At 34.2% G+C, this 21,296-nt stretch carries 24 protein-coding genes and 1 rRNA gene; 15 read left to right on the top strand and 10 right to left on the bottom strand.

Annotated elements, in window-relative coordinates; all coding sequences use genetic code 11:
- Nucleotides 1-46: 46 nt before the first annotated feature.
- A complete protein-coding gene (locus FS935_RS17455) occupies nucleotides 47-1,324 on the bottom strand; it encodes an MDR family MFS transporter (RefSeq protein ID WP_146949923.1) in 1,278 nt (425 codons plus the stop codon).
- Between the two features lie 412 nt (nucleotides 1,325-1,736).
- Here FS935_RS17455 and FS935_RS17450 point away from each other — a divergent pair, with 412 nt between their 5' ends.
- From FS935_RS17450 to FS935_RS17440, 3 genes are all read left to right on the top strand, one after another.
- Complete coding sequence (locus tag FS935_RS17450; RefSeq protein WP_146949922.1) at nucleotides 1,737-2,576, top strand: HipA family kinase; 840 nt, start codon at nucleotides 1,737-1,739, stop codon at nucleotides 2,574-2,576.
- Nucleotides 2,577-2,662: 86 nt separating this feature from the next.
- The gene (locus tag FS935_RS17445) at nucleotides 2,663-4,033 is read left to right on the top strand and encodes an alanine/glycine:cation symporter family protein (protein WP_146949921.1); all 1,371 of its coding nucleotides are present in this window, start codon (nucleotides 2,663-2,665) and stop codon (nucleotides 4,031-4,033) included.
- A 125-nt stretch (nucleotides 4,034-4,158) separates the two neighbouring features.
- Nucleotides 4,159-4,857: a hypothetical protein gene (locus FS935_RS17440; RefSeq protein ID WP_146949920.1), complete on the top strand. Its 699-nt coding sequence runs from the start codon at nucleotides 4,159-4,161 to the stop codon at nucleotides 4,855-4,857.
- Nucleotides 4,858-5,468: 611 nt separating this feature from the next.
- On the opposite strand, the gene FS935_RS17435 is transcribed toward FS935_RS17440, so the two are convergent.
- A complete protein-coding gene (locus FS935_RS17435; protein WP_240050944.1) occupies nucleotides 5,469-6,947 on the bottom strand; it encodes an FAD-dependent oxidoreductase in 1,479 nt (492 codons plus the stop codon).
- 156 nt (nucleotides 6,948-7,103) lie between these two features.
- Between FS935_RS17435 and FS935_RS17430 the strand changes: the two genes are divergently transcribed.
- The gene (locus FS935_RS17430) at nucleotides 7,104-8,048 is read left to right on the top strand and encodes an alpha/beta hydrolase (protein ID WP_158638637.1); all 945 of its coding nucleotides are present in this window, start codon (nucleotides 7,104-7,106) and stop codon (nucleotides 8,046-8,048) included.
- A 156-nt stretch (nucleotides 8,049-8,204) separates the two neighbouring features.
- Here the strand turns inward: FS935_RS17430 and FS935_RS17425 are convergent, their stop codons facing one another.
- Entirely contained in the window at nucleotides 8,205-8,690 is a 486-nt protein-coding gene (locus FS935_RS17425) for a GNAT family N-acetyltransferase (protein WP_240050943.1), read from the bottom strand.
- 174 nt (nucleotides 8,691-8,864) lie between these two features.
- On the opposite strand from FS935_RS17425, the gene FS935_RS17420 reads away from it, so the two are divergent.
- Entirely contained in the window at nucleotides 8,865-9,380 is a 516-nt protein-coding gene (locus FS935_RS17420; RefSeq protein ID WP_146949917.1) for a type 1 glutamine amidotransferase domain-containing protein, read from the top strand.
- Nucleotides 9,381-9,753: 373 nt separating this feature from the next.
- On the opposite strand, the gene FS935_RS23470 is transcribed toward FS935_RS17420, so the two are convergent.
- Both FS935_RS23470 and FS935_RS17415 read right to left on the bottom strand, forming a co-directional pair.
- The gene (locus FS935_RS23470) at nucleotides 9,754-9,909 is read right to left on the bottom strand and encodes a hypothetical protein (RefSeq protein ID WP_158638636.1); all 156 of its coding nucleotides are present in this window, start codon (nucleotides 9,907-9,909) and stop codon (nucleotides 9,754-9,756) included.
- Between the two features lie 54 nt (nucleotides 9,910-9,963).
- A complete protein-coding gene (locus FS935_RS17415) occupies nucleotides 9,964-10,191 on the bottom strand; it encodes a DUF1128 domain-containing protein (RefSeq protein WP_146949916.1) in 228 nt (75 codons plus the stop codon).
- A gap of 233 nt (nucleotides 10,192-10,424) precedes the next feature.
- On the opposite strand from FS935_RS17415, the gene FS935_RS17410 reads away from it, so the two are divergent.
- The 3 genes from FS935_RS17410 to FS935_RS17400 are packed head-to-tail and all read left to right on the top strand — an operon-like array spanning nucleotide 10,425 to nucleotide 12,082.
- The gene (locus tag FS935_RS17410; RefSeq protein WP_146949915.1) at nucleotides 10,425-10,895 is read left to right on the top strand and encodes a low molecular weight protein-tyrosine-phosphatase; all 471 of its coding nucleotides are present in this window, start codon (nucleotides 10,425-10,427) and stop codon (nucleotides 10,893-10,895) included.
- A gap of 23 nt (nucleotides 10,896-10,918) precedes the next feature.
- The gene (locus FS935_RS17405) at nucleotides 10,919-11,245 is read left to right on the top strand and encodes a YtxH domain-containing protein (RefSeq protein WP_146949914.1); all 327 of its coding nucleotides are present in this window, start codon (nucleotides 10,919-10,921) and stop codon (nucleotides 11,243-11,245) included.
- Nucleotides 11,246-11,260: 15 nt separating this feature from the next.
- The gene (locus FS935_RS17400) at nucleotides 11,261-12,082 is read left to right on the top strand and encodes a YihY/virulence factor BrkB family protein (RefSeq protein ID WP_146949913.1); all 822 of its coding nucleotides are present in this window, start codon (nucleotides 11,261-11,263) and stop codon (nucleotides 12,080-12,082) included.
- Nucleotides 12,083-12,337: 255 nt separating this feature from the next.
- Here FS935_RS17400 and FS935_RS17395 read toward each other — a convergent pair whose 3' ends face one another.
- Nucleotides 12,338-12,484, bottom strand: a complete 147-nt coding sequence (locus tag FS935_RS17395) for a BH0509 family protein (RefSeq protein WP_146950044.1) — start codon at nucleotides 12,482-12,484, stop codon at nucleotides 12,338-12,340.
- Between the two features lie 160 nt (nucleotides 12,485-12,644).
- Here FS935_RS17395 and FS935_RS17390 point away from each other — a divergent pair, with 160 nt between their 5' ends.
- On the top strand, nucleotides 12,645-13,190 hold the full coding sequence (locus tag FS935_RS17390) for a GNAT family N-acetyltransferase (RefSeq protein ID WP_146949912.1): 546 nt from the start codon (nucleotides 12,645-12,647) through the stop codon (nucleotides 13,188-13,190).
- 229 nt (nucleotides 13,191-13,419) lie between these two features.
- Here the strand turns inward: FS935_RS17390 and FS935_RS17385 are convergent, their stop codons facing one another.
- Nucleotides 13,420-14,610 (bottom strand): MFS transporter, encoded by a 1,191-nt coding sequence (locus tag FS935_RS17385; protein WP_146949911.1) that lies wholly within the window; start codon nucleotides 14,608-14,610, stop codon nucleotides 13,420-13,422.
- A gap of 189 nt (nucleotides 14,611-14,799) precedes the next feature.
- Between FS935_RS17385 and FS935_RS17380 the strand changes: the two genes are divergently transcribed.
- Nucleotides 14,800-15,183, top strand: a complete 384-nt coding sequence (locus FS935_RS17380) for an OsmC family protein (protein ID WP_146949910.1) — start codon at nucleotides 14,800-14,802, stop codon at nucleotides 15,181-15,183.
- Nucleotides 15,184-15,239: 56 nt separating this feature from the next.
- On the opposite strand, the gene FS935_RS17375 is transcribed toward FS935_RS17380, so the two are convergent.
- On the bottom strand, nucleotides 15,240-15,659 hold the full coding sequence (locus FS935_RS17375; RefSeq protein ID WP_193559378.1) for a pyridoxamine 5'-phosphate oxidase family protein: 420 nt from the start codon (nucleotides 15,657-15,659) through the stop codon (nucleotides 15,240-15,242).
- Nucleotides 15,660-16,129: 470 nt separating this feature from the next.
- On the opposite strand from FS935_RS17375, the gene FS935_RS17370 reads away from it, so the two are divergent.
- The 3 genes from FS935_RS17370 to FS935_RS17360 all read left to right on the top strand — a co-directional run bounded on the left by FS935_RS17370 (nucleotide 16,130) and on the right by FS935_RS17360 (nucleotide 18,166).
- Entirely contained in the window at nucleotides 16,130-16,735 is a 606-nt protein-coding gene (locus FS935_RS17370; RefSeq protein WP_146949909.1) for a YczE/YyaS/YitT family protein, read from the top strand.
- A 63-nt stretch (nucleotides 16,736-16,798) separates the two neighbouring features.
- Nucleotides 16,799-17,596 carry a YfkD famly protein gene (locus tag FS935_RS17365; protein ID WP_146949908.1) on the top strand — a complete coding sequence of 266 codons (798 nt, stop codon included), beginning with the start codon at nucleotides 16,799-16,801 and terminating at the stop codon, nucleotides 17,594-17,596.
- A gap of 333 nt (nucleotides 17,597-17,929) precedes the next feature.
- On the top strand, nucleotides 17,930-18,166 hold the full coding sequence (locus tag FS935_RS17360) for a hypothetical protein (RefSeq protein WP_146949907.1): 237 nt from the start codon (nucleotides 17,930-17,932) through the stop codon (nucleotides 18,164-18,166).
- Nucleotides 18,167-18,327: 161 nt separating this feature from the next.
- Here the strand turns inward: FS935_RS17360 and FS935_RS17355 are convergent, their stop codons facing one another.
- Together FS935_RS17355 and yfkAB are read right to left on the bottom strand one after the other, a co-directional pair.
- The gene (locus tag FS935_RS17355) at nucleotides 18,328-19,176 is read right to left on the bottom strand and encodes a mechanosensitive ion channel family protein (RefSeq protein WP_146949906.1); all 849 of its coding nucleotides are present in this window, start codon (nucleotides 19,174-19,176) and stop codon (nucleotides 18,328-18,330) included.
- 9 nt (nucleotides 19,177-19,185) lie between these two features.
- On the bottom strand, nucleotides 19,186-20,307 hold the full coding sequence (yfkAB, locus tag FS935_RS17350; RefSeq protein ID WP_146949905.1) for a radical SAM/CxCxxxxC motif protein YfkAB: 1,122 nt from the start codon (nucleotides 20,305-20,307) through the stop codon (nucleotides 19,186-19,188).
- 309 nt (nucleotides 20,308-20,616) lie between these two features.
- Here yfkAB and FS935_RS17345 point away from each other — a divergent pair, with 309 nt between their 5' ends.
- Together FS935_RS17345 and rrf are read left to right on the top strand one after the other, a co-directional pair.
- Nucleotides 20,617-20,811 (top strand): SE1561 family protein, encoded by a 195-nt coding sequence (locus tag FS935_RS17345; RefSeq protein ID WP_146949904.1) that lies wholly within the window; start codon nucleotides 20,617-20,619, stop codon nucleotides 20,809-20,811.
- A 310-nt stretch (nucleotides 20,812-21,121) separates the two neighbouring features.
- Nucleotides 21,122-21,237 (top strand): 5S ribosomal RNA (gene rrf, locus FS935_RS17340).
- Nucleotides 21,238-21,296 lie beyond the last annotated feature (59 nt).

Below are 21,296 nucleotides of genomic sequence, written 5' to 3'. Positions count from 1 at the left end.
GAGCCGTAACAGGGATGTGACCTTTGTTACGGCTCTTTATGTGTACTTAACTTGCTTCTACATTCTGAAGCGCATTTTTCTCAGCTTTTTGAAACATCATGTAATATAAAAATGCACTAAAGATCGCTAAACCACCTAGAATAGAAAATGTAATTGGATATCCAAACCAGAGTGACATCGGAATGGCAATTGGTGCTATTGTTCGGCCTACAGTAAATTTAAGACTTGCAGCTGCAAAGTATTGTCCACGCATATTTTCAGGTGCTATTTTTGAAACAAACGTTTGTTGAATACCTGCTGTCATAAGCTCTGCTAAAGTGAAAAGAGCCATTGAAAAAATGAAGATCCATATAGAACCCGTTTGACCAAATATGAAAATAGCAATTCCATAGATGATAGAGGAAATCATAAAGACATTACGTTCCTTGAATTTAGTCATCCATTTTGTAATAACTATTGTAAATAAAGCGACAAGCAGACCGTTTTCGGATAAGACAACACCAAATGCTTGTTCTCCATTAAGTGTGAGTGACCAATCACCAATTCTAAGCATTTCTTGCTGTTGAATCATATCTGTAATATAAACTGGGATGATCATGTCTAGCTGCATAAATGTCATGGCAACAAGAGTTCCTGCAACAATATATAACAAAAAGGTTTGATCTTTAAAAATGATATGATAATCTTTCACTTGTTTTATTATTGGGTGGTACCATTTTTGCTTATTAATATCAGTTTCCCTCTGGAACACTGGAGCAGTTTCTCTGGTTTGTTTTGCTAGTAAGAGTGAGAGGAACATACACATGATTCCTGCACCTAGTAAAACCTCAAAAGGATAGCGAACATAGAAAATGGCACCTAAAATAGGGCCAATAACAACAGCGATATTAATCGATGTATAAAAGACGGCAAATACACTGCTTCGGTCTTTCTCAGCTACTACATCTGCGACCATTGCCTGTGATGCTGGCCAGTAAAACGAGCCGAAAACACCAGCGAAAGCAAAACAGATAAATCCTAAAGTAGGTAATTGCAGCCAAGGTGAATTTGAAAGGGCAAATATCATAAAGGATAAGCCTTGACCGAAGGCGCCAACAACCATCATTGTTTTTCTTCCGAATCGATCTGCGAAATATCCACCCATTAAATTAGCTAAAACAGAAAAAACTTGCGAAAGTATTAGAAGAAATCCTGCTTTGCCTTTACCAAATGCATCTGCAAAGAAGATTGTTAAAAACGGAAAAAACATCCAAAATGTAATATTCATTAATCCTTCGCCAACAAGACGTATTTTAAGGTTATAATCCCAATCTTTTATTCTCATAGAAGTGTCCCCAATTCATGTAATCTACCGTACTCATCATACTCTTTCGGAAGTCGAAATACAATAGAGGTATTTCATTTTTTACCATAAATTAATAGTGTAATATAGTGTTAAAGAAACCGAATGCGTGCTACATCTATCTGTTGTTTTTCATGGCATAACGCTTTCTTTAGCAATATTGGGTATTATATGATTGTCGATGATAACAATCATAATCCACTTTCTAAGTAAGGTATTAAAGGGAACATTGCTAATCTTAATGAACATTATTTATCAAGATTAGAAGTGAAAATATTATTTATAAAAGCATGTTCATAGCTTTTTATAGCTATAGATAATAATAATATTACGACAGTGTTTTTCCAATATATACTAGAGGTGATGCAAATCAGTTAGGAAATGGGGAAACAAAATGGAGATAAGCAGCCCTTTAAAGTTTATAAGAGAAATCCGAACAGGATCTTCTTTACCAATTGTCATTCAAGACAGGAATAATCAGCAATTTTTTGTGAAGCTATCTGGTTCAGGTGAAGGAACAGATTCTCTTGTTATGGAATGGATAGCAAATAAACTTGGTCTTAAACTGAATCTTCCTGTATTAGAGCCGATATTGTTGAATATTCAATTTTTGGAGAAGTATGAATCTGCAGATATTGAAACAAGGGAGCTAATAGAGAAGAGTATAGGATATAATCTTGCTTTTCCATATATCGAGAGTGAGGAATTAGTTCATACGGAATTTATCGTTAAAGACAATCAACTTTTGTTTCTCTTTTTTTTGGATTGTTTTTTAATCAATATTGATCGTACACCACAAAATCTAAATTTGTTGAAAGTTAATAACAAAATTATAGCAATAGATTATGGCTTTTCCTTTTTGCTAAAACAAATACTATCTCATTCAACGTTAAAAATTAGTACCCAATTATTAAAACAATTAAAACGACACCCGTTTAATACTAAAGATAAATATGAAGAAACATTAAAGGAGTTTGTTACACGTCTAAAACAAATATCTTTAGAAGATGTCTCTAGTATCATTCATGAAATACCAGAGGGATGGGTAAATATTGATGAAAAACTGTTCTTTACTAAACAGCTTTGGGAAAGAATCCAGCATCCTAATCACATTTTCGACATACTGTCACAACTTCCTAACGTAAAAGTAGAAACAAATCAAGAGTCAAAGTTACAGCGATTAGCTAACCGAGATCAGTTTGTGGAAAAGATAAAAAATAAATATGCCAAGTAATTTTTGACAATGTTCTTCCATTTTTTTGTTTCGTCAACCTCTAAATAGGGAAATCGCTATACAACTAACCTAAAAGGAGAAAAGCGATGAACCAAATTTTAGAAGTAGTAAATAGTGTATCAAGCTGGTTATGGGGATTACCCCTGATATCATTACTTGCAGTTACAGGAATCTATTTAACGGTAAGATTAGGGTTTTTCCAATTTCGTTATCCTATTTATATGTTTAAACAAACGTTTGGAAGTGTATTTAAGAAGCCAAAGGGTGAAGGAACGGTTACACCTCTTCAAGCTTTAACCTCCGCGTTATCTGCTACAGTAGGGGCTGCAAATATCGTTGGTGTGCCCGCAGCTATTATGTTCGGTGGACCTGGTGCAATATTTTGGATGTGGATCATTGCACTGATTGGTATGTCGATTAAGTTCTCTGAAAGTGTGCTTGCTGTCAGATTTCGAGAAAAGAAGGAAAATGGAGAATATGTTGGTGGACCAATGTATTACATGACAAAGGGCTTGAAAATGAAGTGGCTTGGAGTTTGGTTTGCCTTTGCACTGATGATTGAGCTAATTCCAAGTATTATGGTACAAGGAAATGCTGTTTCAGCAGCTGTAAACGAAACATTTCAACTTTCTCCATTATTGACAGGGATTGTTATCGCTTTAATCGTTTCTCTTATTGTATTTGGTGGGATTAAAAGAATAGGTAAAGTAACTGAGGTTATTGTGCCGATCATGGCTTTCTTCTATGTCGGAGCAGCTGTCATTATTTTACTAATGAATCTTGACCAAGTTCCATATGTTCTTAACCTGATTTTTTCTAACGCCTTTTCATCTATGGCTCCCGTAGGTGGTTTTGCAGGAGCAGCAATAGGTGAAATTATCCGTTGGGGCTTTGCACGTGGACTTTATTCAAATGAAGCAGGTTTAGGGACGGCACCAATCGCACATGCAGCAGCACAAACCGATCACCCGGTTAGACAAGGGTTTTGGGCAGTGATGGGCATTGTGATTGATACGTTAATTATCTGTACAGCAACTGCATTTGTTGTTCTATCTTCTGGAGTTTGGACAAGAGAGGGAGCTATTGATAACTCTGCTTCTCTAACAACTGAAGCGTTCAATTATTATTTTGGATCAATAGGAAGCTATCTTGTTAGTATATCGCTTATTTTCTTTGTAATTTCAACCGTTGTTGTTATTATATTTTATGGTGTAAAGCAAGCAGAATTTTTATTTGGACATAAAACAGGTGAAATGATGAAGTTTGTTTATTTAGGTTCAATCATTATCGGAAGTATAGGTGGTGCCAAGATCATTTGGCAATTCCTTGATTTAGCTCTAGCTGCTATTTTAATACCAAATATTATCGCTGTTTTATTGTTAAGTAATGAAGTCAAGCGCTTGAAGGATGAATTTTTTACGTCAGATCAATATTATTTAAAGGATATAAAAAAATAAGGATTTAAACAGGTTAGCTCACTATAAACTACAAAATGAGCATATTTCTTCAAAACGTTACAAATAGTAATAAGAATACTTAAATATTGGACTTGGTTTATTAAGTTTAGAAGGAGGAGCATTTAATGAAAATGAATCTATGTTTATCTCTATTATTAGCAGCTTTTCTAGTGACAGGGTGTCAAAGTGGTGCTGAAGATCAAACTGAAAATACTTCAGAGCAAGAAAATATAACTGAAAATGATAGTACTAATGAAGAAAGTCCAGAAGATGTTGAAAACACTGCTGAAATAGATGAAAACAATGATGAACCTCAAAAATCACATGAAGAAATTATCAAAGAGAAAGCTGATGAAATCATTACTTTGTTAAAAGAAGATGATGTTGAAAAACTGTCTGAATATGTTCACCCAGAAAAAGGTTTGTTATTTTCACCGTATGTATATGTTGAAGAAAATGCAGTTACCTTTAAGAAAGATCAAGTTGAGAAATTCTTGAATGATGAGAAAGAATATATGTGGGGTAACGAAGATGGAAGTGGACACCCGATTGAATTAACACCAGCTGATTATTATGATAAATATGTTTTTGATGCTTCTTTTGATGAAGAAGATGAAGTTGTGTTTGATCCAAAAGAAGCGAGAGGTAATATGATACGTAATGTAAAAGATATTTTTCCGGATGCACATGTTGTTGAGTATTATGTAAGAGGGACAGAAGAATATGACAATATGGACTGGAAAGCGTTGAATTTAGCTTTTGAACAAGATGAAAGTGGTGAGTGGAAGTTAGTTGCGATTGTTCATGATCAGTGGACTATATAAAAGGGCTGACTTTTAGTTAACAATCTAACATTATCTTTGTGAAAATACAAAGAAATTAGTATAGCAATACGAGAAAGCTGTTGATTTTGAAGTCAACAGCTTTTTAAATTGTACGGGAAAATAGTTCGTTCCATTTCGCTGCAGACACAAGATTCGCCGGGGAGGAAGCTAAGCAAGCCTCCTCGGCTTCTCGCCTGCGGGGTCTCAGCCTTTCCTCTGCACCCGCAGGAGTCAAGTGTCTTCCGCTACATTACACTGTGTTTGTTTAACTTTAAGGCTAATTATTGGGGTTTTAGAGTTCAAATTCGAACGTTGAAAACCTTTAATTAGTTTTTATTTTATTCTAATATGATATAGAAAGTATGTTTGTTATTAATATATTGATCATAGTCAACTAAGCAATTTATTAGGTTATTCTATTTCATTAGGAGCACCCTTTGCTTTTCCTAATTTATAGCCACCATCTCATGTCCTAATAACAACGCAACATACAAATTCTTCAACGACTTTCCTTGTTAATATCAATGAGAAAAAAGTGTTTTCACGCTTAAGTTCTATTGTGATTTACTTAATTACACTCTGATTTAGAACCTTTACATGAATCTGTCTTTTTAAGGTCTTTTAATCTGTGTTTTAATCGAACGATAAACATGGTATCCACTAATCGAAACACTGATGGTTCCAGCGCCTGGAAATACACTGTCACCACAAGTCCAAAGATTTGGGATGCCAGTTCTGTGGGATAAGCTGTTGAATAGGGCGTTTTCCTTTGTTTGAGCGAAGCCTCCGACCATTCCTTGTTGCCGGCCAGTAAATCGTTCCCAGGCACGTGGTGCTCCTTCTATAAAGTGAATCATTCCTTCTTCAATTGAAGGTAAAGCCTTTTTTACTCCTTCCATCATTTTTCTACTCAATGCTTCTTTGTATTGATCATAATTTTCTTTTGAACGCCAATGGTCAAGGTTAGTATGTGTGCTTACTGTTAACGTTCTTGTTCCAGCAGGTGAGCGCTTTGTGTCACCATATTTAGAAAGAGAAAGAAAAAGGTGATTTCCCTCTGACATTTCATGAAGTTCACCTTGGAGAACTTGCTGGAATAATGGAGTATCGTGAGGGATCACTTCTTCTTTAATAGCTAGATAAAGAGTCATCGTTCCCCAATGAGAAGCATCCGTTTTTCTTTGATAACTGTTTGAAAGTTTTTTCAAAAGACTTTGTTCAAGTAGTTGTGCTAGATTCGGAATTGGTAAGTTGCAAATAACATGATCAGCAGACCAAGATCTATTACGTTGATCAACAACTTCGTATTTTAGATTTTGTTTAGTGATGCTTGTCACTTTGGCTCGTTTAATTAGCTTCCCACCATGATCTTCAATTGCCTTTGTTAAAGAGTGGGCAATTTCGAACAAGCCACCTTCAAGATAAAATGCTCCTTCATGGTATATGGTAAGGGCAAAGGCACCAATAATTGCTGAGCAATTGTAGGATGTTGTTTGCATAGAATCAATCAATTGAGAATCAAGAAGGGCAACAAATTCCTTCTCATCATTAAGTTCATACTTTCTAAGTAGTGAAGAAAATGTTTGATTTAGATAAGGAAGCAGTTTAACAGATTGGAGTCGAATGGACTTAATGAGTAGCAGCCACTCTGACATTGTTTTTGCTGGAAGAACAGGTAGATTAACCATCAATTTTTTTACTTCTGCCCCAATTTCCCATATTTCCTCATAAAAAGGTTTCAGCTTCCGATCTAGATGTGGAAAATGCTTTGTTAATTCTTCTAAAAATAATGAGCGGTCCTTATAATAGTGAACTGTTTTGTTTGGAAAGTGAATATCCATAACAGTGGGCAGTAAGAAATGAGAAGGAGCTGCTATTCCTAATTCTTTAAATAATAAGGAATGAACACCATCTTCTTCAAAGCCCATTCCTAATGTAGCACCAACAGGAAACAAGTATTGTCCACGAGCAAATTTCCCGGCACAGCCTCCCCATTCATTTGATGCTTCTAATACTGTCACGTTAAAACCATCTTTAGCTAAAAAGGCAGCGGCTGTTAATCCACCGATTCCTCCTCCTATAACAATCATTTCATTTGATATCGTCGCTCACCACCGATCATAAAGGACTTTATAGTTATTTTATCCATTTTGATCACCATTTACGAAGATGGATGTGTTTTGCTTTCACACCTTATCTAGTTTGTTAATAAGATATAAAAAAGCCTAGAAGGGATGAGATGCTGTATGTGGCAGTGGCTTGTTTTGTCAATTGTGACAGTCTGTCTAGTTAGCGCTTTGTTACTATATGTTGTTAGTCGTCTCCTTCTATCTCCTAAAAAAGTTGCTTATGATAAAACCTATAAGCTAGGGATACAAAAGGGTGAAATTGATGATCACGTTTTTCAAACCATAAAAAAGGAAGAAATTTATATTCGTTCTTATCATGGATACAAGCTACATGGCTTGCTTTTTCCTGTAGCGAATAGTAAAAAAGTGATTATTATTGCACACGGGATAAAGTGGTCTTTATTTGGAAGCTTTAAGTATGTAGAAATGTTTCAAAAAAGAGGGTTTCATGTTTTATTATGTGACCATCGTTTTCATGGATTGAGTGGGGGAGCTTACACTTCATTTGGTTATTATGAAAAAGATGATTTAATGGCATGGATTGATTACGCAACAACACGTTTTGGTTCAAAAGCATTTATAGGTCTTTTAGGTGAATCACTTGGTGCTGCTTCAGCACTTGAAGTAAGTAAGCGAGATAGCAGAGTACGATTTTGTATAGCAGATTGTGCATTTAGTGATTTTAAAGCATTATTAAAGTTAAGATTAGAGCTTGATTTGAAAATACGGTTTTATTCTTTAATAGATGTTATTAGTTATTTGGTCAAGCTTCGCCATGGATGGGGCTTTCCCGAGATTTCGCCGATTAAAGGACTAGAAAAGATAAAAACGCCTATACTCTTTATTCATGGAAAAAGAGATTCCTTTATCCCCTTACAAATGACAATCGAAATGTTTAAACGTAAAAAAGGGAAAAAAACACTATTTATTGTACCTGAGGCTGGCCATGCTGAAGCATATAATACAGATCCTAAAGGGTATGAAAAGAAGGTTATTGAATTTATTAAAGATATTGAACAAGCTTGTCCAGGAAGCTTGTTCAAAGAGAAACAACAGGTATAGTAAAGGCTCTTTTCAAAAAGAGTGCTGCTATTTGACTTATTTACATGTTAAACACAATGTTTTTTAGAATATAGTAATTATCTAAGAAGAATTGAAGCCACTAGACTGTAAACAAGTTACTTAAAGCCACAATGTTTACAAAAATACCCTTAGTCATTAGAAGCTTAATTTCATATCCCAAGAAGTTCCGTCGATTCCGACTTTCTGGAATCCAACTCGTTCATATAATGTTAACGCTTTGTTTGCTGGAGCAACGCTAAGTGAAATTGCTTTATAGCCATTTATAGAGGCCTGTGTACAGATCTCATTTAATAGCTTTGATCCTATGCCTTTTCCTCGGAATTCAGGTGAAATAGCCATACTTAAGATAGGTGTATTGCTGTCAATGTAGCCATAGGTTTTGTTTGAATCATCAAATAGCCGTATCCATACAGCACCTAAGCTTTGATCTAATTCATCCTTTGCAATTAAAGCAAAATCTCCAGCTCTACCCCAATTTTCAACATATTTTGCTAATTCAGGATTGTTAACAATACTCCTTGGTGGCTTTTCTTCATTTTCATTTACGTAAATGGCTTCGTAAAGCATATCCCAAAGAAAGGGGATATCCTCTTGTGAAGCCTTTTTTATTTGGAAAATCAAATATATACAGCTCCTTATTTTAAATATATAGAGTATATTCTTCGTTAGATTTAGGATTTCCTTTATTTTATCTAGCTTAGAGATTTGTTAAAATGCAGCATTTAATTAGATGTTTAACATAAACAAGCCCGGGTAACTAAATAATATAGAAAGAAATTGGAGGTTATGATCAGTATGTCAAAGAAAATTGCGGTATTGTTAACAGATTCATTTGAAGATGTGGAATATACAGCACCAGCAAAAGAGTTTAAAGAAGCTGGGCATAGCTTAACGGTTATTGAGGAAGTAAAAGGTAAAACAGTTTCAGGTAAGCAAGGAGAAGCTAGAGTAGAAATTGATGAAGGTATTGATGATGTAAAGCCTGAGGAATTTGATGCGTTATTTATTCCAGGTGGATTTTCTCCAGATATTCTAAGAGCTGATCAAAGATATGTTAAGTTTGCGAAATCATTTATGACTGACAAAAAGCCTGTTTTTGCTATTTGTCATGGTCCACAGCTTTTGATTACTGCAGAAGCATTAAAGGGACGTGATGCAACAGGTTATAAATCAATTCACGTGGATTTGAAAAATGCTGGAGCAGCACTACAGAATAAGGAAGTTGTTGTATGTAGTAATCAGCTTGTAACAAGCAGGAATCCTGATGATATTCCTGTTTTCACAAGAGAAGCATTAAAGCTTATTAGTTAAGTTAATACTGGATAAAGGATGACGCTGGGACATAAGTATTTAAGCTAATGATAATCCCGAATTATTAGGTGGAATTTCAAATAATCATTCAGCCTAATAGTTCGGGTTTTAATTTGCTCTCTTCAATAGATTTTTTGATTTTACATACTATTTTTAATAACTAGTGGAATGGAGCGGAAGACATTTAACTCCTGCGGGTGCAGAGGAAAGGCTGAGACCCCACAGGCGCTTGCGCCGAGGAGGCTTAGCTTCCTCCCCGCGGAAAGTAAATGTCTGCAGCGCAATGAAACGAACTTGTTTTCAACTTAACTAATTTTAGATTTATTTGTGTTTTGTATGACAACTTTAATTATGTCCCAGCCTCTTTCTATCTTCATTTCTTATCTTCCACGTCATCATCAGTTGGGATCGGGTCTACACGGTAAGAATCTTCAGAGTTTACAGCTCCTTGTAGTGCAAATAGGACAAGTCCAATCGAAACGACGAGGAATCCGCCTAAAGAGATTGTGACTAACCATAAATTCAACATAAAAAACCTCCCCTTTAGTACATCATATGATGACGTTTGGGAGGTAAGAATCGTTTATTGACCTTTACGAAGATTTCCTAATTCTTCAGCAATAGCTTGCATTTCATTTGGACTGAATGAATTTTTCTTCATAACAAGCTCATAAATATCTTTTAATTCTTCGTACATGTTTTCATCAAAATGAGATGGTTTAATTGCTCCAAAATTTAGTACTCTTAGCTTTTCTTTTATTTGCTCGATCATGTATTCAACGTTTTCAGTAGATTTTTCTGTAAGGTTCACTTACTTCATTCCTTTCATAATAACGCCTAGTTTTATTGTTATTGTACCATGAAATCATGGTAAACATTCAAAAACTTCCCACATAATCTAGTTACTTCCTTCTAATGTATTTAACAAATAGTATGAATGAAAGTTCCTTAAGAAGAGGAAAACTTATTTGAAAGATAGTATCATGATCATATGGGGTTGTGTTTTCAAAAAGTGAAAATGGGTAAAAGGAATAGGAGGACATCATGGTAAAAATATTATTTGTATGCTTAGGTAATATATGCCGATCACCTATGGCTGAAGCAATTATGAAACATCTTATTATAAAAGAAGGCCTTGAGAAGAAAATAGATGTAGATTCTGCAGGGACGGGTGATTGGCACGTGGGTAAACAACCACATGAAGGAACAAGGAATATTTTAGATCAGTATAACATATCGTACAAAGGTCAGAAGGCAAGGCAATTAAGAAAAGAAGATCTTGCTTCTTACGATTATATTATTGGAATGGATACTGAAAATGTAGGTAATATACGACGTTTAGCGGGATTTCAACCATCAGGAAAAATTCAACGCCTACTAGATTACATAGAAGACTATCCGATTGCAGATGTTCCTGATCCATATTATACAGGTAACTTTGAAGAGGTTTATGAAATGGTAAGTAAAAGCTGTGAAAATTTTTTAAAGGAAATCAAAATAGAACATAATTTATAAAATGTAAAGAAAGGGTGAATTCTATGGGGAAAGATAACAAGCTAGTAGCAGGTATGTTAATTGGAGCATTAGTAGGGGCAGCAGCTTCACTAATGGACAAACAAACTCGTGATGATGTCTTGGAATGCGGGAAAAATATAAATATTAAGCTTAATAAATATGTAAAAGATCCAACAGCTTTTACAAATGAAGTTAAGGTCAAGATAGATGATATGAAGCATACAGTTAAAGAGGTATCAGAGGATATTACCTTTATCACTGAAAAGGTGAATGAACTAAAAACGACTACTCCACAAGTAGTTAACATGCTACATGAAACTAAAGATAGATTTCTTCCAAAACGACAATAATCGTGAGGTGAATATATGCTTAAGGAAGGCTCTTTTTTCAAAGAATTACTTCAAAGATTTACAAATGATGAGGTGCCGGGCTTATCTGCACAATTATCTTATTTTTTTCTTTTATCATTGTTTCCTTTCTTGATTTTCCTTATAACGCTCTTAGGGTATTTACCAATTTCCCAAGTTGATGTTCTTAATACGATACAGGAGTTTGCTCCAGGAGAATCTATGCAGCTTATTAATGAGACACTTGATCAGATCTTAAATAATAGAAATGGCGGTCTTTTATCTTTTGGTATTATTGCAACTCTTTGGTCTGCATCAAACGGAATTAATGCGATTGTAAGAGCGTTTAATCGTGCGTATGATGTTAAGGAAAGCAGATCATTTATAGTCGCAAGAGGAATGGCTATTCTTTTAACAATTGGTATGGTATTTGTTATCGTCGTGGCTTTATTGTTGCCTGTGTTCGGTAAGGAAATCGGCTTATTTATTGCCTCCAATTTTGGTTTATCAGATCAATTTTTAACAATTTGGAATACATTACGTTGGCTTGTTAGTGGAATTATTCTCTTTATTGTTTTTACGGCACTTTACTTTGTAGCACCGAATAAACGATTGCATATTAAGGACGGCTTACCTGGTGCTATTGCCGCAACCATAGGTTGGATTGTCGCATCATTGGCATTTTCTTATTATGTTGGTAATTTTGCAAATTACAGTGCTACATATGGAAGCATTGGAGGTATTATCGTACTGATGATTTGGCTTTATTTATCCGGTATGATTATTATCTTAGGTGGAGAGCTAAATGCCATGTTATATAAAAGAAAACGTGCTGCATAAGGATTTACCAATTGTTCTTGCTAATAGCTTTCAATATCTCGTGGAATAGTAATGAGTGAAGACATTCGTCTTACTATTTTATAAAGCGGGGGATTAGTGATGGCAAAACAGAAAAAAGATGGTCAGCATACTAAACAAAATTCAAAGCATAAACCAAAGCATAAAACGAGTGGTAGTGCGAACGGACAAAACGGCTATCATTAAAGAAAAAGGCTAATTAGGATTTATTTCCTAGTTAGCCTTTTTTTCTGGCATCTATTCTGCCAGTTCAATATAACTGTTATACACTGTACTATAAATATGCTCAATATCCTCATCTGTCATATAAAGTAAAGAATTCTTATCAATATCCTTCATTCTCTCAATAAATTCAATCATATTCTTACGTTCTTGTCTGTTCATCATTTTCAACCATCTCCTTTTATTGTTATGATACAGTTTACTTTTGTTAGTTCTATTATATAACAGGAGTAATGGAATGTTCAAACATTTTTTTTATTTCTTTTATTTAGCAAGGTAGTGTAAATTAAAAAAGCAATCATAAATCGAAGGGAGCTCTGTGATGAGAGTTGAACAGAAGATATTTAAGGTCAAACATTTAGAATATATAATTAGATCGGCAAATGGTGACGATGCGAAGCAACTGTCTCAGCTTAGACTACAAATAGATGGGGAAACAGAGAATTTAGACCGAGAACAAGGTGAAGCATACATAGATGAATTAGAGTTTGTAAATATAATTAAAAATGATACAGAAAGCATAAGTAGCCTATTTTTAATAGCTGAAGTTAATGGTGTGATTGTTGGCTTTTCAAGGTGTGCTGGAAATAAGTTGAAAAGAACAGCACATAAAGTGGAGTTTGGTGTTTGTGTATTAAAAGCATATTGGGGTTTTTCAATCGGTAAAAACCTTCTAATCGAATCAATTCATTGGGCAGATTCAAGTGATATTAAAAAAATAAACTTAAGTGTACTTGAAACGAATGCTAAAGCATTAAAGCTTTATGAGAAGTATGGCTTTGAGGTTGAAGGAGTATTGAAAAAAGACAAGCTTTTATCTGATGGTCAATATTATGATACGATTTTAATGGGAAAATTTTGTGGTTAGTAATTGTTTAAACTTGAATAGGGAGAACCATTTTTGATTCTCCTAGTATTATTTTTATTTTAATTAACACTCGGTAATGTGTTTAAAGCAAATATTTGTCTTTATTTTTTATCTACCTTGGCATTTAAAGTTAATGAGAACATAGGAATAGTCCTTTTAAAAATACTAGCTTGTTAAGATAATCTAGTGATTCTGAGGTAAAGAAAAAAGCTAACAAATTGTCAGCTTATTAACTCATTGATGAATTGTTGCTTAAGTTGTATGTTGACATGTTTTTTTGTTTAGAAACAGCGATCGAGATGAAAATTAGAAGTAGCATACTACTAATAATCAGGAAATAACTGATGTTACTTGTATATTTGATAAACATTCCACCTAAATACGGTCCGGTCAAACTACCTATACTAAAGGCAACCCCGCATAATAGATTTCCTGTTGGTAACAGATTTTTAGGCATAAGATCTGTCATATAGCTGATGCCTAGAGAAAATGTTGATCCGACAACCATTCCTGCAATAAATAAGCATATCGTTAATCCAATTACAGTGCCTTCTAGGAAGCTAGCAGAAGTGAAGCTAATAAAGCCTAAAAATAGAATTGAAAGTAAAACAGGTCTTCTTCCTAGTTTGTCACTTAATATGCCTAGAGGAAGTTGGAAGATTATTGCTCCTATAGCAAAAGAAAAGAGCAGTATTGAGATATTTGTTACATCTAAACCAATTCTTAAAGCATAGACAGGGAAGCTACCATTCAATGACGCCTCTAAAAAACCATACCCAAAGGGTGGTAAAAAAGCGACCCAGCCATAACGCCACGCGTTACCAAAACGTTTCATCGTTTCTTTAAATGAGTTAACTCCGATTGTTTGCTCTGGGAAATCATTTCTTAACATAAACAAGAAAACCCAACCGATAAAGCATAGAGCAGATGAGATGATAAATGGTAATGCTTCATTTATTTTAACTAAAGGAGTGAGTAGTGGACCTACTGCAAATCCAATACCAAAAAACAATCCATAAAGGGAAATGTTTCTACCGCGATTCTTCTCAGAGGAGAAAGTTGTAATCCAGGTTTGGGTTCCAAAGTGTAAGGCGTGATCTCCAATTCCGATTAATAGTCGAAGTGCAAACCAAAACCAAAATGATTTCCATAATGGAAATAACCCTAAAGAAAGTGCAACAAGCAATCCACCTAAGATGATAATCGGTTTGTATCCGTACTTCCTTAAAGGTGCCTCCATAAAAGGGGAGACTAATAGTATTCCTATATACATAGCAGTTGCGTTAAGACCATTCAAGTCAGACGATACACCACTGTTTTCAAATATTACCGCGATAAGAGGCAGAAGCATTCCTTGGCTAAAACCCGAAATACCGACGATTGAAACTAATATCCAAAAACGCAATTGTTGGTTTTCCATATTCTATACCTCAATTTTTACGAATTTTCATTGAATCATATAAACAGTCTGTACTTCTAAGAAAGACAGTTAGCACATTAATACTTTATAATGAAATGTAGGAATTAACAAGGTTAATGGGAGACCTTTAGCTTTTCTATGATGGTTTTTTCGTATACAATATCGATAAAAAACAAGAGGTGGAAAAATATGCAGTTTAATATGAAGAAGGATGTAGGTTTTATAACGAATACAGAATTTGGTGAATTACATATAGCTGGTGATGAGGCATATGGTTATAGACCGTTTCAGTTGATGGTTGCATCAATCGCAGTTTGTAGTGGTGGTGTATTGCGTAAAATTCTGGCAAAAAAAAGAATTGAAGTAGAAGATATCACGATCGATACTAAAGTTGATCGAAATGAAGCAGAAGCAAATAAAATTGAGAAGATATACATACATTACCGCATTAAAGGTGACAACCTAAAAGAAAACAAAATCCAACAATCCATCGAATTAGCAAGCAAAAACTGTCCGATGGCTCAATCAGTAAAAGGCAGCATTGAAATAGAGGAAACGTTTGAACTTGTTTAAATATGAAGGGTCAGTCCCTCAATGCTTTACAGCGATGAGGGACTGACCCAGTTTCTTTATAAATCATATACTTCTGCTTTGCTTGATGATTTTTCAAAGTAGCGGTAAGAGCTAGGTGTGATTTTTAGAAGTAGATAGTTTGGATCATCTGCAGTTGGAATCCAGTTTTTGAGATGGTCATTCCAGAACTTTTCTTTAAGCTCTTTTGATTCTTCTACAGATACTGTGCCTTCCACTTCAACATAAGGATCGTCCCAACCCTTGCACTCATTACCTAACAAAGCATGTACATTAGGATTTGCTTTTATGTCCTCAACTTTATGTGTTTCCTTATTTGTTGCTGTGTATAAAACTAAATCGTCATTGAAAAACATCATAAAACGAGAAAATGGTTTATTTTGTCTAATTGTTGATAGTGTACCTACTTTGTGATTTTTAACAACCTCTAGTAATTTTTTCTTTAAATCATCACTCATGATCAAAAAACCCCTTTCAAATATAATGTACGCCTTAGCGTAAGTATATAAATTACGTACCCTTATTAATGTGCAATAAAAACCTAATTTCATTCATTTGTTAATTAATTTAGTGAAGTAGGCACTTATGTTGTGCTATGAAATTTCCTTGATCATGATTAGAATTAACTGCGTAACTGTGTTAAACAAAACCAAATTTTATGACTATGACTCGAATGCCTGATGTGATATTATCTATATTTAGTGAATAAACTAATTGGGGCTAAAAAAAGAGACTCTGTGCAAGGGCACAGAGTCTTACGTTTGTGTAGGACGAAACAGTAAACTAGAGATATTGGTAACGCTTGCAAAAGAGTTAAACCAAAATCAAAACTTACTCTTTTGTATAAATAAATTATATGATATTTTCAGCATTTTGTAAATATTCAGCTTGAATTTAAATACTAAATTTTGAAAGGGAAATTTATTTTATGAAAATTAGAATAGCATTTTATTTGATTGGTTTATTTCTAATGGGTTTCGGTGTTTCATTAACAATTAAAGCTGATCTTGGTGCAGGTGCATGGGATGCATTAAATGTAGGACTTTCTAATGCAATGGGATTAACAGTAGGTAGTTGGGTTATTATTGTTGGAATTTTATTGATTTTTATTAATGCACTAATAGTAAAAGGAAGACCCAAGCTTTTTGCTTTAATAACAATACTCTTGATCGGGTTTAGTGTTGACTTTTGGTTAATGTTTGTAATGACAAGTGTTGAGCTAGGTTCTTTGTTTTCACGAATCCTTGCTCTTATTAGTGGAATTGTATTAATAGCTGTTGGTGTAGCAATGTATTTGCAAACAAAATTTGCAGCAAATCCTATCGATCAATTAATGCTGTCACTTCATGAGAGATTTAAAATGAATTTTATGGTAGCAAAAACAATCGGTGAAGTAAGTGCATTGATTTTAGCTTTTATTTTACAAGGTCCTATTGGGGTCGGAACCATTATCATTACCTTCTTAATCGGTCCTTTTATTCAATATTTAAATGGACCAGTATCAAGAAGGTATGAAATCTTAACAAAGCGATAAAAAATTGGATAAACAGCTTCACTCTTGAAAACACTAGGAATAAGCATTATGAAAGGAGTCATCATGATGAAAAAAGCTATGCTTGTATCTTTAGTTTTGCTTTTATCTCTTAGTTTTTCAAGTGCTGTTTTAGCAGAAGGTAAAACAGAAAAGCCTAAAATGCCTAACTCTGTAATGGATATATCAAAAGAAAACACATATCCAAATCCAACTCAGGATTTGCCGTTCCTACAGCCTAGTGAGCTTACTCAACAATTAATTGACACATCTAATGTGACAATTGAAAACCCTGACTTGATTCGTATTCTAAATGAATCAACAATTTCAGATGCACCGTTGGCATTTGGCTACAGAGCAACAATTTACCTTGGGCAATGGGCTTTAAATTATGAGTCTACAGAAACAGCAACTAATTGGGAGTACCAAAAAATTAATACAAATTATCAAGACAACCGTGGTGGAAAATCACAAGTACAAATTCACTATAAACAAGAAGCACAAAAGGCAATCAAAGGTGGCTTAACAGCAAAAGTTCCAGAAGCAGACGATGTAAAAAAACTAATGCTATTAAAGGCCATGAAAAAAACCAATCTGCCACTTTCGTTTGAAACAATCATAGGTGCTGGAACGAAAAAGGATCAAGTGTATAATATTCCATCAAAAAAGCTTGGCTACTTATATGCCTATGCACCAGCAGTAAATGAAAAAGGGAAAGTCACTTATGGTGAAGTTTATTTAGTGTTAAAAGGTAACAAAAAAAGTATCGTTGTCAAAAATATTACCTCACAAGGAATTGGTGCTTGGATTCCATTACAAGACCACGCATCATTTGGTTTTGTCACATCAGATCAACCGAAATAATGCTGGTGCCTGTCACTTCCCGGATTTTGTCGAAGCTCATTTGAGTCAATACTCAGATGGGCTTTTTGTGTAGGCACTTATCAGATAGGTTATTTCTAAGGTATCAATTTACTTACATGTTAAAGTAGTATCGCTAACGAATATAAAGCAGAGTATTGGATTAAAAAACTGTCACCTAAGGTGTATTAGTAATGGTTTCTTTCTCCTCTATCTAACTTGTACCTTCTAGCGATCGCATATTATCCTTGGTGTTAAAGTAAGTAATAGCTGTATATTTATAGAAATTAAATAATAGAGATAAGCTGGAATATACTAATTAATACTGGAGGTCTCATGGATAATAAAAAGGATGCTTTACTGAGTTTAGAAGCAAAGTGGCAGGAAGGAATTAGAGATTGGGAAGGAAATCTCGAGAAAAATATGAGCAAAATTTTAACCAGGGACATTGATGTTACATTGGTTGAGGATGTTCTGAGTAAATATATTGTATTTGAAAACGGGAAATACATTTATCAAAACGAATATAATGCTGCGATTATTAGTTGGAGACCTGATCAATTTTCAATATAAAATAAGAGTATAGAGGTCATTTTTACTTTAAATAGAATGTATCTAATTGGTGTGAATCTGTACCATGCACTTAATGATTATGTAATTGAAGCTATGATGATGCTTCAATTACATATATTGAAATCAATGAAATTACTTCTGTATCATGTATGAGTCAATTATTAGTGAGGTAAACGATCTTCCGTTTCTATTAATAATCTTTCTTCAGCAAGAGTAATACTTTCATCATAAAGAACCTTTGCTAAGATTCTTCTCGTTTCTTTTGATGCGGTCCAATAATATTGATCATCAACAAGGCCGATGACAGTATATTCATATCCACGGAAATTTGCATTTATTGATGTTAAACCAAAGAGTTGAAAAGGCTCAATCAATTCATTAGTAGAGTCTTTTTTCAGAAAATGATGGAGCTCCTCATTCATTTTTTCACACGCTTTCTCTAAAACAGACCAAACGTGATCAGGATCTTCTCTATAGCTAACAACAACTCGTTCAATCACTCTCATTCGATCAATATTATAATTCTGTATTTGTTTAATTTCTCCGTTACTTATCGTTAGGAGCTTGCCACTCCATTCACGGATCTTTAATGAACGTAGACCGATTTCTTCAACGGTACCATTAAACGTATTATTTATCGTAATAAAATCTCCTTGGTGAAGTTGTTTTTCATAAATAAGAAACAATCCAGCTAAAATATCTCGTATAAGACTTTGGGCTCCAAAACCAATAATAATACCAGCAACACCAGCACCAGCTAATATTGATCCAAAATTATCAACAAATTGAGAGATGATAAATAAAATGAACCCGATTGTAGCCATATATCTTGTTAATGAACGAATCATACTCTCAATTGTCTTTTCTTTTCGTTCTTCTATAAAGCTGGAATGCTGAAAGAATTTCTTTACAATCTTATTAATAATAAACACACTAGTCACTAAAATAATTGCAACGATTACAATATCAAAGAAAACTGATTGTTCCATAAACGTTTTAATTTGGTCCATTTTCTCACCTTATATCGTTGATTTTCTTTTTGTGAAATCTACATCCTGATAATAGCTATTCTTTACTAGAATATTGGGTCCTAGACATTTTACTGAAGGGCAATGACAGCTAAGTGATTTTGCTAATGAAGAATTTGTCCATTGATCATAAGCTGATTGTAGTGTGTTGTGTTGAATATTGCCTAATGCCGGTGCATCACCAAAGTCTGTAACAATAATTTCTCCATTGAAAATATTCACATTTAAACGTGAACGTCCATCAGGATCATTTCGTACAGTCACATTTTTCGTCTCTTGAAGACGTTTAATGAGATCTTGATCTTCTTTATTTGAACTACATGCATAAAAAGGCAGAGTGCCAAACAACATCCAAACATCTTCATCACGAACATCCAATAACTGATGAATAGCTTGACGCATTTCTTGAAGTGATAGTGTTTCAAGTGCACTTGCGAAATCACTAGGATACATAGGGTGAATTTCGTGACGCTGACAATGCATTTCCTCAACAATTTGCTTATGGATCTTCTCAATATAAGGAAGTGTGCGTTTATTTAGCATTGTTTCAGCAGAAACGATGACACCAGCTTTAACAAGAGCTTGACTGTTTTCAATCATTCTTTGAAATAGTGCAGCTCTTTGCTGATAAGTTGGTTTTCGGTCCATAACGGCAAAACCTATTTCAACAAACTCATCTATTGTGCCCCAATTATGAGAAATATGTAAAACATCCAGGTACGGTATTATTTTTTCATAGCGTTTTAAATCCAGTGTTAAATTTGAATTTATTTGTGTACGAACACCACGTTCATGGGCATACTTTAATAGAGGTACAACATATTGATCAACTGATTTTAAAGACAACATTGGCTCTCCACCTGTAATACTTAACGAACGAAGAGTGGGAACTTCATCAAGTCTTTTCAAAAGCAAATCGATTGGTAGTGCATTTGGATCTTTTGGCTTTAGAGTATACCCAACAGCACAGTGCTCACAACGCATATTGCAAAGCGTAGTCGTTGTGAATTCAATATTCGTCAATGTCATTTTTCCATATTGCTCAACATCTAAATAAGCTTCCCATGGATCAAATGAAGTTGTAATTGGTGATAATGATTTTGTTGCATTCATTGTGTTACTCCTTTAAATTAAAAATATCATATATAAGGCTAATATAACTTGAGAATTTATCGTTACAAAGTGAGCGATGCTTACTAACTTACCACTTACAGGCAGGAATTTGGTGCTTTCACTTTACATTTTATCATGAACCTTGTTTAATGAGCGCTTTTCTATAGAGTTGTTTTTTTAAAAGAAAGGTATTTGTATATAAGTTGAGAAAACCTATGGTACCTTAAAAATGATTAAAGAAGTAAGGTGGATATTTGTAAAACTATAGATCTTCGTCTACGATTATATTATCTGAAGGGAGAGAGGAATATGGGAAACGCAGTACATGATAAAGATTCACAACTATCATATTTGAAAAATCGTTTAAATATGTTTTTAGAGGTAATTGATTCAATGGATCCTGAATCTACAGATGTAGATGATATAGACCGATTAATTCAAATGCTCGATGACTTGGAAATAAAGCAAAATCAGTTTAAAAAAGATTGGAAAGACGAGGAATAAGCCTGACAAAATTAAGTTAGGCTTTTTCTTTGATGTGAAAATTTGTTTGTTTCGTATAAGTCTTCAAGGATATCAATAGACGTTAACACAGCTGTCAAATTGAGTATGCCTCAATAGAAGAATGAAGTGATTTATCTTTTAAGTTAATATGAAAAAAACTAAAAAAATATTGACTTATTTTCAATACAATAGTAATATTAAAAATCTCGTTGAGAAATGATTTGAAATCTCAACTGTAAGGTTTTCTAAGAACAATATTCATATTGATGGTGATGATATGTGAAGTTCGATTGAAAGCAAAGATCATCTGTCTGGTAATGATGGCGAAGAGGTCACACCCGTTCCCATGCCGAACACGGAAGTTAAGCTCTTCAGCGCCGATGGTAGTTGGGGGTTTCCCCCTGTGAGAGTAGGACGTTGCCAGGCAACCCTTTTTTGGGGTTATGTGTATGATATACAACAGGGTGCTTTGGACAAGCATTTGT

Origin of the sequence: Metabacillus litoralis, from assembly GCF_007994985.1 — a bacterium.
Taxonomy (GTDB): domain Bacteria; phylum Bacillota; class Bacilli; order Bacillales; family Bacillaceae; genus Metabacillus; species Metabacillus litoralis.
Note: the sequence above shows the minus strand (reverse complement) of the source record. Positions and strands in the feature narration are given on the sequence as shown.

Coding starts and splice junctions, on each gene's coding strand:
- FS935_RS17455 (WP_146949923.1), bottom strand. CDS start 1,324: ATGAGAATAAAAGATTGGGATTATAACCTTAAAATACGTCTTGTTGGC.
- FS935_RS17450 (WP_146949922.1), top strand. CDS start 1,737: ATGGAGATAAGCAGCCCTTTAAAGTTTATAAGAGAAATCCGAACAGGA.
- FS935_RS17445 (WP_146949921.1), top strand. CDS start 2,663: ATGAACCAAATTTTAGAAGTAGTAAATAGTGTATCAAGCTGGTTATGG.
- FS935_RS17440 (WP_146949920.1), top strand. CDS start 4,159: ATGAAAATGAATCTATGTTTATCTCTATTATTAGCAGCTTTTCTAGTG.
- FS935_RS17435 (WP_240050944.1), bottom strand. CDS start 6,947: ATGATTGTTATAGGAGGAGGAATCGGTGGATTAACAGCCGCTGCCTTT.
- FS935_RS17430 (WP_158638637.1), top strand. CDS start 7,104: ATGTGGCAGTGGCTTGTTTTGTCAATTGTGACAGTCTGTCTAGTTAGC.
- FS935_RS17420 (WP_146949917.1), top strand. CDS start 8,865: ATGTCAAAGAAAATTGCGGTATTGTTAACAGATTCATTTGAAGATGTG.
- FS935_RS23470 (WP_158638636.1), bottom strand. CDS start 9,909: ATGTTGAATTTATGGTTAGTCACAATCTCTTTAGGCGGATTCCTCGTC.
- FS935_RS17410 (WP_146949915.1), top strand. CDS start 10,425: ATGGTAAAAATATTATTTGTATGCTTAGGTAATATATGCCGATCACCT.
- FS935_RS17405 (WP_146949914.1), top strand. CDS start 10,919: ATGGGGAAAGATAACAAGCTAGTAGCAGGTATGTTAATTGGAGCATTA.
- FS935_RS17400 (WP_146949913.1), top strand. CDS start 11,261: ATGCTTAAGGAAGGCTCTTTTTTCAAAGAATTACTTCAAAGATTTACA.
- FS935_RS17395 (WP_146950044.1), bottom strand. CDS start 12,484: ATGAACAGACAAGAACGTAAGAATATGATTGAATTTATTGAGAGAATG.
- FS935_RS17390 (WP_146949912.1), top strand. CDS start 12,645: ATGAGAGTTGAACAGAAGATATTTAAGGTCAAACATTTAGAATATATA.
- FS935_RS17385 (WP_146949911.1), bottom strand. CDS start 14,610: ATGGAAAACCAACAATTGCGTTTTTGGATATTAGTTTCAATCGTCGGT.
- FS935_RS17380 (WP_146949910.1), top strand. CDS start 14,800: ATGCAGTTTAATATGAAGAAGGATGTAGGTTTTATAACGAATACAGAA.
- FS935_RS17375 (WP_193559378.1), bottom strand. CDS start 15,659: ATGAGTGATGATTTAAAGAAAAAATTACTAGAGGTTGTTAAAAATCAC.
- FS935_RS17370 (WP_146949909.1), top strand. CDS start 16,130: ATGAAAATTAGAATAGCATTTTATTTGATTGGTTTATTTCTAATGGGT.
- FS935_RS17365 (WP_146949908.1), top strand. CDS start 16,799: ATGATGAAAAAAGCTATGCTTGTATCTTTAGTTTTGCTTTTATCTCTT.
- FS935_RS17360 (WP_146949907.1), top strand. CDS start 17,930: ATGGATAATAAAAAGGATGCTTTACTGAGTTTAGAAGCAAAGTGGCAG.
- FS935_RS17355 (WP_146949906.1), bottom strand. CDS start 19,176: ATGGACCAAATTAAAACGTTTATGGAACAATCAGTTTTCTTTGATATT.
- yfkAB (WP_146949905.1), bottom strand. CDS start 20,307: ATGAATGCAACAAAATCATTATCACCAATTACAACTTCATTTGATCCA.
- FS935_RS17345 (WP_146949904.1), top strand. CDS start 20,617: ATGGGAAACGCAGTACATGATAAAGATTCACAACTATCATATTTGAAA.